Consider the following 9,105-nt stretch of genomic DNA (forward strand, 5'->3'; position numbering starts at 1 on the left):
TAGCCACTTGAGATATTCAAAGTGAGGTCAAGAAATAACTTCACTTTGGAAAGCAAGATCCGATGGAGATAAGAGATCTATCTAAGGGCTGGTTGAATGTGAAGGTGCACTTTGAACTGAAGTATCAGTACCTGTTGCATCTGCTTTCGAAATATGAGGATTTTCCAGCTCCAATACTTCCTGTAAATGCAGATCGAAGACATCGGTCAACATGCTGTCATAACGACGTGTATTATAGTGCAGTAACTTATTCGCTTCTTCTTCATTAATAAACCCTTGTCCATGCGCATCAGCCACATGATCAGCAAAACTGAGTCCTTTAAATTGACCTCTGTTTTCAGCTTTCTTAAAGCGATCCCAAAGCTGCTCAATCTCCAATAACATGGTGAAGGTTGATTCCATACGACCATTTACATCATCTTCCGCTGTGCTATAGAAAACATGCTTTTTCAGTACTTTCCGGAAAGCGTTATCTTCCATCATGACATTTGCGACTTCCTGTTTAAGTCGGTCAGATGGCTTCGCGACAGGTCGGCCAAATGGGAAACAGATAAGTTTGACCATGCCAGCAGCAACACCCACCGGGAAGTTTGCAAACAGGTCATAAAACGCCTCTTGAGCGGTATATAAAGATTTCTCAATTGCCAATTGTGCATGCAGACGCTCAGCTTCGGTTTTTTTGCTATGTTCAAAGAATTTCAGGATTGCCGTCGCAATAAACAGGTGAGCATGAATGTCGGCCAGACGACCCGAAAGCATTTCCTTACGTTTGATATCCCCTGCGAGTAAACCTAGGCACATATCTGCGGTCAGGGCAAAGTTGGCACTGAGCCGGTTAATCACTTTGTAATAAGGACGGGTAAAGTCAACCGTACTTTGCGGTGCTGCACTTGAACCGCCACTAAAGGCATAGGCAAATGAACGGGCCGTCCGGTTAAAGGTATAACCTAAATGTTTAAATAATAAATTATCGAATGGATCAAGAGCTGCTTTCGGATCTTCAGCTTGCAGAAGCTGTAATTCTTCATATAAATAAGGATGGCAGCGCATCGAACCTTGACCAAAAATCATCAGGGAACGGCTCAGAATATTGGCACCTTCAACTGTAATTGATACTGGAATCGCTTGATAGTTTAAGGCCAAAAAGTTACGAGGCCCCATTTGAATAGCACGACCACCGACTACATCCATACCATGGTTAACAATTTTACGCATGGTCTCAGTGGCGTAGTATTTGGCTATTGCCGTCATAACTGCTGGTTTACCGCCTTGATTCAAGCCACAAGTTACTAAATAGCGGAATGCTTCCAGCATATAGGCATCACTGGCAATTTCACTATTGGCTTCCTGCACCCCTTCAAATTTACCCACTGAAATTTTAAATTGCTGGCGAATTCGTGAAAATGCACTGACATTTAAATAAGTCATCTCGGCACTAGAGGTAGATAAAGCTGGCAGAGAAATACCACGGCCAACAGCCAGACATTCCATCAACATACGCCAGCCTTTACCTGCATTTTTTACTCCACCGATAATCCAGTCCAGAGGAATAAATACATCCTTACCTTCAACGGTACCATTCATAAACGGTGAGCCAGGATGGTGCCGTGGACCAACGATGACGCCTTGGTGATTGGCAGGTAACAGGGCGCAGGTAATCCCATAGTCAGTTTTATCACCCAATAGATGACCCGGATCATACATTTTAAAGGCCAGACCGACGACAGTGGCAATGGGTGCCAAAGTAATCCAGCGCTTGGAAAAATTCATTCTCAAACCCAAGACTTCCTGACCTTCAAACTGGCCATAGCAGACTACACCGGTATCTGGAATGGCTCCGGCATCTGAGCCCGCTTCCGGACTGGTCAAACCAAAACATGGGATTTCTAGCCCTTTGGCTAAACCTGGTAAATAACGATTTTTCTGCTCTTCGGTACCGTAATGCAGTAACAGCTCACCAGGTCCAAGTGAGTTAGGTACCATACAGCTGACTGCAGCAGTGAGAGAACGCGAAGAAATCTTGCTCATGACCCGGCTTTGAGCAAAGGAACTAAAGGCACGACCGCCGTATTCTTTAGGAATAATCAAACCGAGGAAACCATTATCTTTAATATACTGCCAGATATGTTCAGGCAGCATTTTTTTCTCATGGATTTCCCATTCATCTAACATGCTACATAGCGTTTCAACTTCGTTATCTAGAAATGCCTGCTCTTCGACCGATAATTTTGGATAAGGATAATTATTAAAGGTTTCCCAGTTGGGCGCTCCCATAAAAAGTTCTTTTTCCCACCAGCTGGTACCGGAATCCAGCGCTTCACGTTCTGTCGGGCTAATGCTTGGCATGGCATCCGCTAAGGCCTTATAGGCTGGCCTGGAAATGAAAGACATGCGCAAAGGTTCGATCATGACGACCAGACTGATCAGAACCAGAGGAATACCCAGAATCAGTGACCAAGGACTGATAAAGGCACAAACCACTGACATGACAATCAGGGTAATTGCACCAGTGGTACGGGAGAGTTGAAAAAAGAAAATCGCCCATAAACTGGCAATGAGAAGAAGTACGGCGAAAATAAATAGCATTGTTATATTTCTCCAGGGTCATACAATTGTGATGCTGCCGATCTTCCTAAGGTGTCTTCATAAGACTTGATCAATTTTTTTACATCGCTTAAGCAACTGGCAAATTCACAATTGTTGTTGTGAGAACGATTGTTATTAAATATTTCAACGATATATTGAATGTTTTATCTGCTTTTGAGATTGTTTGAAAAATGTGCAGTCTTCAAGTGAGAACACGCAAAGAAATGTGAAGATAAGTAATAACTTAATCTCCAAGAGAGGGTAGGTAAAATAATTAAAAAGTGAACAAATATAAATTTAGTTAGGCATAAAAAAAGCCCTCTACTTAAGAGGGCTTTGATCTAAGTCATTTTAAGCTTCAATGGTTTGCACGGCAATTTTTTTTGCTGGATCAACTTTACGGCGTACTTCCGGAACCGGTTCGCCATAGTATTGACGATCCGCAAAGTAACTTGAACGTACCATCGGTGCTGACCAGATATTCTTAAAGCCAAGCTTACGGCCATGTTCTGCATAACGTTCGAATTCTTCTGGCGTTACAAAACGGTCGATTGGTGCATGCTGTTTAGATGGCTGCAAGTACTGACCAATCGTCACATAATCGACCTCATGTGCTTTCAAGTCGTCTAATAGAGCGAGAACTTCTTCTTCAGTTTCACCGATACCGACCATCAAACCACATTTGGTTGGAATTTCTGGGCAATAATCTTTAAACATTTTCAACAGATTTAAAGAGTGCTGATAATCAGAACCTGGACGCATGGCTTTATACAGACGTGGCACAGTTTCGATGTTGTGGTTAAACACGTCTGGTGGACATTCAGTCATGATACGTAAAGCGATGTCCATACGACCGCGGAAGTCAGGAACCAGGATTTCTAATAAAGTCTTTGGACTCAGTTCACGTGCTTCTTTAATACAATCGACAAAATGCTGTGCACCGCCATCCAGTAAATCATCACGGTCTACCGAAGTGATCACTGCATATTTCAAACCTAAGTTAGCAATTGTTTCTGCCATATGGCGCGGTTCATCTGGATCTAGTGCATTTGGACGGCCATGTGCCACATCACAGAACGGACAGCGACGGGTACAAATGTCACCCATAATCATAAAGGTTGCTGTACCACCGCCAAAACATTCAGGCAGGTTAGGACAGGCGGCTTCTTCACATACGGTATGTAATTTTTGCTGACGAAGTGTAGTTTTAATCCGTTGTACTTCTTCAGGTGCGGCCATTTTGACGCGAATCCAGTCCGGCTTCCGTGGTGTTTCAACCGTAGGTACAACTTTTACAGGAATACGGGCGACCTTTTCCGCGCCGCGAAGTTTGACACCCTGTTCAGGTTTACGGTTTTCAGACATATTTAACTTTTCCACTGTTTTTGAAGGGAGGAGATAATCAAAGATAGCGCTTTTATTATAACGGACTTAGCTACAAATGGGGCAAAAAGGACTATTCATTTAAAAAATGTTCTCATCACACAATATATGTCAGTTAAATACACCAAAATGACATGATTTACGTCATAATATAGCAAACAGATATTGCAGATGAATTTAATTTATAAAGGAGCGTTGAATGCCACGTAAGAAAGAGGTCGTTAGTGGGACTTTCGTTAAGTACGATGCGGTAGTTCTAGGTTCAGGCCCTGCGGGCGAAGGCGCGGCAATGAAACTTGCCAAATCGGGTAAGCGCGTTGCAATCGTTGATATGCGTGAACAACTTGGTGGTAACTGTACGCATGTTGGTACGATTCCAAGTAAAGCATTGCGTCAAACGGTATCAAGCATCATCCGTTATCAACGTGATCCAATGTTCCAGAAAGTCGGTGAATGGAAACAGTTCACCATGAAGCAGGTACTTCGTAATGCGCATAAAGTGATTCAACAGCAGGTTGAAACACATTCACGTTTTTACGACCGTAATAAAATTGATATCTTCCATGGCCGTGCCTATGTTCAGGATGAAAATACTATCTTTGTATTTACTCCAGATGGCATCAAGGAAACGATTCAGTTTAAACAATTAGTGATTGCGACCGGTTCTCGTCCTTATCGTCCGGAAATTCTAGACTTTAATCATCCACGTGTATTTGATTCAGACAAAATTCTGGATCTGGATTATTCAATCCAAAAAATCATTATTTACGGTGCAGGTGTGATTGGCTGTGAATACGCATCGATCTTTATTGGTCTGGGCCATAAAGTTGACCTGATCAATACGCAACCGAAGCTACTTAGCTATCTGGATGATGAAATCTCTGATGCATTGTCTTATCACTTACGTGAGCAGGGCGTTTTGATCCGTCACAATGAGCAGATTGATTACCTTGAAACATCTGATGATTATGTAGTTCTACATACACAAAGTGGAAAGAAAATTAAAGCAGATGCCATCCTTTGGTGTAATGGTCGTTCAGGGAACACGGATGGCTTGGGTCTGGAAAACGTTGGCCTGAAACCGAACAGCCGTGGTCAATTGACTGTAAATGATCAATATCAAACCGAAGTCGAAAATATCTACGCAGCGGGTGATGTGATTGGCTGGCCATCTCTTGCTTCTGCTGCCTATGACCAAGGTCGTTGTGCAGGTGCAAACATGAGTGGAGAGAAAGATGTTGCACCAGTGACAGATATCCCGACTGGTATTTATACCATTCCGGAAATTTCTTCAATTGGTAAAACTGAACAGCAGTTGACTGAAGAAAAAATTCCGTATGAAGTTGGCCAGGCTTCATTCCGTCATCTGGCACGTGCCCAGATTACCGGTGATACGGTAGGTGAATTGAAAATTCTGTTCCATCGTGAAACGCTGGAAGTTTTAGGCGTTCATTGTTTTGGTAACAATGCTTCTGAAATTATCCACATTGGTCAAGCTGTGATGAACAGTCCGAACAATACCATCAAATATTTTGTGGAAACCACGTTTAACTACCCAACCATGGCGGAAGCATATCGTGTAGCGACACTGAATGGTATGAACCGTTTATTCTAATTTGATTAATTCAAGTTAGATCAAAAACCCGTAAGTATTTGCTTGCGGGTTTTTTTTATTGGAATGGTTTGAGCATACAACTATTAACCTATGCCATTTGAAATGAAGAACAGGATTATCAAATTAATTTTTTAAGCCGCCATTTTTCGGCATTCTTCAGCACAACGACGGCACGCTTCGGCACACTGCTGGCAATGATCGTCTTGATGATGACCACATTCTTCTGCACAGTAGTCACACGCTTTTGCGCAGAGTTCACACATCTCATGCATGAAAGGAGACTGTTTCTGTTCCATACGGGCGCAAAGCTGGCAAATATCTGCACAATCCAGACAGCGCTGGATGCATTCCCGCATCATCTCCAGATCTTCTTCTTTGAGACAGGCGCTAGCACAGTTGGCACATGCGAGTGAACAGCTCATACAGGCCCGAACACAATCTGAAAATTGAAGCTCATTCATGGTCTTTTCCTCTATTCATATGCTGAATCCTGATTTTCTAATACGCTAAGCAGAAAAAGAAAAATACACTAGGCAGATTGGGTGAGAAAAAGTAAACAGCTGCTTTGTTTTGTTAAAGATCGATTAGATCAAACCTAATATTCAGAGTTAACTTTTTGCTTGAAAATAAAAGATGTTTGGTGCGGTCACAGTCTTAATGCTAAACAATCTATATGCAGAGTCATTCTTATCAAAGGTTTAGGCTACCTTTCTCGTTATTCTCATTTTTTATTAAAATGGACGGAAATCCGCCAGGCTATCGCATTTCAAGAAAGGGCAAGACCAGTTGGAAAGAGTGCCGGGAAGATGGAATGACCTGATTGTCTCGGAATACAATTCTAACTAATAATTTGCTCATGATCACTGGGATAAATTTGTTATTACGAGGCCTCAACTTTATTTCTGATAATCAAAACATATGAAAAAACTTAAACCCAGACAGCGCAAAATTATTATGAATTCTAAAATTTTGAAATAATAAAGAAATATAGTAATTGTTGGGTTTTAATACTTTTAGTTTTTGTGCTGAAACATAGTGAAATTTACTGATGCTATTTCAGCAGTTTAATGCGCGCAGAAAGCCTGATTAAAGTATTCAAACAATTCAGGGGTTTGCAACCATAGTGCAATCGACAATGTGAGTAAAAGCAGGATTGCCACAGCAATCGAGATTTTGAGTTTCAGCAGAGAATCAGTCATGCACAATTTGCTCCTCATTGACCCAGAAATGTACCAGTACGCCAAATATACTTAATACAATTGATAGCATCCATACCGCATTGTAATTGCCGGCTATATCATGGTTAACACCACCGAGCCATCCACCAAAGAATGAGCCCACCTGATGAGTGAAAAATACAATACCACTCAGCATGGTCAGATACTTAACCCCGAACATATTGGCGACAATACCATTGGTCAGTGGTACGGTAGACAACCATAATAAACCCATGATGACACCAAAGGCATACACTGTCCATGTGCTTAGGGGCAGCAGTAAAAATGCAATAATAGCAATGCCGCGTAGGCCATATAAACCCATCAATAAGTGTGGTTTAGAGTATTTCCCACCGAGCCAGCCGGCGGTATAGGTGCCAACCACATTAAACAAACCGACCAGTGCCAGGAAAATCGTTCCAGTAGTGGCATTAAAACCATGATCTATCAGATAGCCGGGCAGATGAATTCCGATAAATACTACCTGGAACCCGCAGACAAAGAAGCCCAGTGCCAGGAACCAGAAAGGTTTATGATTTTTAACCACCACTAGAATCTGTTTAAAACTGAGTGATGCTTTATTGGGTGTAGGAATGGCATTGGCAGCAACATACATCGGTGCTTTCAGCATCCAGGCGAGGGGTACAATCAGTGCGATTAAAATGGCACTGACCACCAGCGCAGCTGACCATCCGACATTCTGTAACAGCAGTAGGGTCGAAGGCAGCATGATAAACTGACCAAAAGATCCGGCTGCACTGGCAATGCCCATGGCCAGACTGCGCTTTTCTGGCGGTGCTGCACGTCCGACTGCAGACAATAACACCGGAAAAGAAGTTGCAGATAGTGCTAGACCCAGAATTAAGCCCACACTGATATTGAGTAGCAAACCGGTCGAACTGAATGCCATCAAGAGTAGACCAATGGCATATAAAGCACCGCCGATCGCCACGACAATTTTGCTGCCATATTTATCGGCAAATGCCCCGGTAATCGGTTGAACTGCACCCCAAATCAGATTTTGCATGGCAATGGCCAAACTAAATACATTATGTCCCCAGCCAAATTCCTCACTCATCGGCACCAGATATAGGCCAAATGCATGACGGACACCTAAAGACAATGCCAGAATTACTGCTGAACCAATGAGCATATAAATAAGTGGCTTGGAAAACTGGCTGTTGGTCATAAAGAGTCTGTACCGTGAGTATCGCAACCTATGTTAGTCGATTCGACTTGTTGTCGCGATAGAATAATAATTACTTAAAAGATAAATTTTTTTATAGATTCGATGTTTATAGGGATAGATAGGTCCAGATTAGAATCTAGATATTGCGTAAAGTGTGTGCTAATTTGGTGAATTCGAAACTCAAAAAAAGCAGAGTTTAGCTCTGCTTTTAAAATTGAACTGTCTTAGAATCGCATACCAATGTAAGCAAACAGATCTACAAGCATCACATCAAAAACACGTCGGCAAGGATAAGATTAGTGAAGTAGAAGAGCTGGCATTTGATAAAAGTAACCTCAATTCAGAAATTGAATTAATTCATTCATATTTTAAGGATGATGAATCCTTTAAATTTGTGATGACTAAACCATATTTAGAACTTGATTTTGCTGGCTATTCAGCAGAGTTAGTACGGATGACACATAAAAAATATAAGCCAAGTGCTGATAAGTTCTATAGACAACCTAATAAGTCCTACAGTTGGACTTGGAGATGGAAAAAAATCACAATTGAACAAAAGAAAAAAGACCTAGTGAACATTATCAATCGTTATATATCTCAAACCGATAAATCCAAAGCACTTGAAGATTTGGAAAAATGGCAGACCTATTTTCAAACTTATGCTGTTTTTAGAGGGATGAGGCAACAAGTAGGACGTCTCTATACCCTAGGAAAGTTATTCTTCTATAGTCGTAGCAAACGAAGTTGGGATGAAGAAAATTTACCTTACATGACACTCTATTTTATATCTAGGTATAAGCTCTATGCTGGATGTTATGAAGAGTATGAGTTAAGAAGAGCAATATTCATTAATTTTGGTAAGGAATTACCTAGATATTTAGCAAAACAAGCAAATTGGGATGAAATTGAAGGATATTTAAATTCTCTAGCTCAGTAGGAGAGCGTATTCAGTTAAAATGGAGTTTTTAACTTACATGTTAGATATAAGGTAAGCATCCGCTGAACGCCATCGCCAAGTTTTAACGGGGTTCAGGTTTCCAGCGGTGAGGTAGTAATTCTTCTATTTGGGGCACTTTATGTGTTGGCAACCTTTTCAGCACATCACTTAAATAGGC

General features: G+C 41.6%; 8 protein-coding genes. 2 read left to right on the forward strand and 6 right to left on the reverse strand.

What is annotated here, in order from left to right:
- Positions 1-81: 81 nt before the first annotated feature.
- Together C3420_RS10705 and lipA are read right to left on the reverse strand one after the other, a co-directional pair.
- Positions 82-2,586, reverse strand: coding sequence for an acyl-CoA dehydrogenase (locus C3420_RS10705; RefSeq protein ID WP_103800451.1), 2,505 nt, complete (start codon positions 2,584-2,586; stop codon positions 82-84).
- 351 nt (positions 2,587-2,937) lie between these two features.
- Complete coding sequence (gene lipA / locus C3420_RS10710) at positions 2,938-3,951, reverse strand: lipoyl synthase (RefSeq protein WP_103800452.1); 1,014 nt, start codon at positions 3,949-3,951, stop codon at positions 2,938-2,940.
- Positions 3,952-4,168: 217 nt separating this feature from the next.
- On the opposite strand from lipA, the gene sthA reads away from it, so the two are divergent.
- Positions 4,169-5,584 (forward strand): Si-specific NAD(P)(+) transhydrogenase, encoded by a 1,416-nt coding sequence (gene sthA / locus C3420_RS10715; protein ID WP_004810544.1) that lies wholly within the window; start codon positions 4,169-4,171, stop codon positions 5,582-5,584.
- 131 nt (positions 5,585-5,715) lie between these two features.
- Here the strand turns inward: sthA and C3420_RS10720 are convergent, their stop codons facing one another.
- The 3 genes from C3420_RS10720 to C3420_RS10725 all read right to left on the reverse strand — a co-directional run bounded on the left by C3420_RS10720 (position 5,716) and on the right by C3420_RS10725 (position 7,990).
- Positions 5,716-6,045, reverse strand: a complete 330-nt coding sequence (locus C3420_RS10720; protein WP_081405832.1) for a four-helix bundle copper-binding protein — start codon at positions 6,043-6,045, stop codon at positions 5,716-5,718.
- 603 nt (positions 6,046-6,648) lie between these two features.
- The gene (locus tag C3420_RS17810) at positions 6,649-6,783 is read right to left on the reverse strand and encodes a hypothetical protein (RefSeq protein WP_004810539.1); all 135 of its coding nucleotides are present in this window, start codon (positions 6,781-6,783) and stop codon (positions 6,649-6,651) included.
- Entirely contained in the window at positions 6,776-7,990 is a 1,215-nt protein-coding gene (locus tag C3420_RS10725) for an MFS transporter (RefSeq protein ID WP_076753310.1), read from the reverse strand. The genes C3420_RS17810 and C3420_RS10725 overlap by 8 nt, the downstream gene beginning before the upstream one ends.
- Before the next feature lie 214 nt (positions 7,991-8,204).
- On the opposite strand from C3420_RS10725, the gene C3420_RS10730 reads away from it, so the two are divergent.
- Complete coding sequence (locus C3420_RS10730; protein ID WP_213064672.1) at positions 8,205-8,927, forward strand: hypothetical protein; 723 nt, start codon at positions 8,205-8,207, stop codon at positions 8,925-8,927.
- An 82-nt stretch (positions 8,928-9,009) separates the two neighbouring features.
- Here C3420_RS10730 and C3420_RS17900 read toward each other — a convergent pair.
- Positions 9,010-9,105 (reverse strand): transposase domain-containing protein (locus C3420_RS17900; protein WP_139133946.1); only part of this gene is annotated, 96 nt, incomplete at its 5' end.

Origin of the sequence: Acinetobacter sp. ACNIH3 (genome assembly GCF_002918965.1) — a bacterium.
Classification (GTDB): Bacteria; Pseudomonadota; Gammaproteobacteria; order Pseudomonadales; family Moraxellaceae; genus Acinetobacter; species Acinetobacter schindleri.

What these genes read in the sequence shown, in the direction of transcription:
- C3420_RS10720 (WP_081405832.1), bottom strand. Translation starts at nt 6,045, where the DNA reads ATGAATGAGCTTCAATTTTCAGATTGTGTTCGGGCCTGTATGAGCTGT.
- sthA (WP_004810544.1), top strand. Translation starts at nt 4,169, where the DNA reads ATGCCACGTAAGAAAGAGGTCGTTAGTGGGACTTTCGTTAAGTACGAT.
- C3420_RS10705 (WP_103800451.1), bottom strand. Translation starts at nt 2,586, where the DNA reads ATGCTATTTATTTTCGCCGTACTTCTTCTCATTGCCAGTTTATGGGCG.
- C3420_RS10725 (WP_076753310.1), bottom strand. Translation starts at nt 7,990, where the DNA reads ATGACCAACAGCCAGTTTTCCAAGCCACTTATTTATATGCTCATTGGT.
- C3420_RS17810 (WP_004810539.1), bottom strand. Translation starts at nt 6,783, where the DNA reads ATGACTGATTCTCTGCTGAAACTCAAAATCTCGATTGCTGTGGCAATC.
- lipA (WP_103800452.1), bottom strand. Translation starts at nt 3,951, where the DNA reads ATGTCTGAAAACCGTAAACCTGAACAGGGTGTCAAACTTCGCGGCGCG.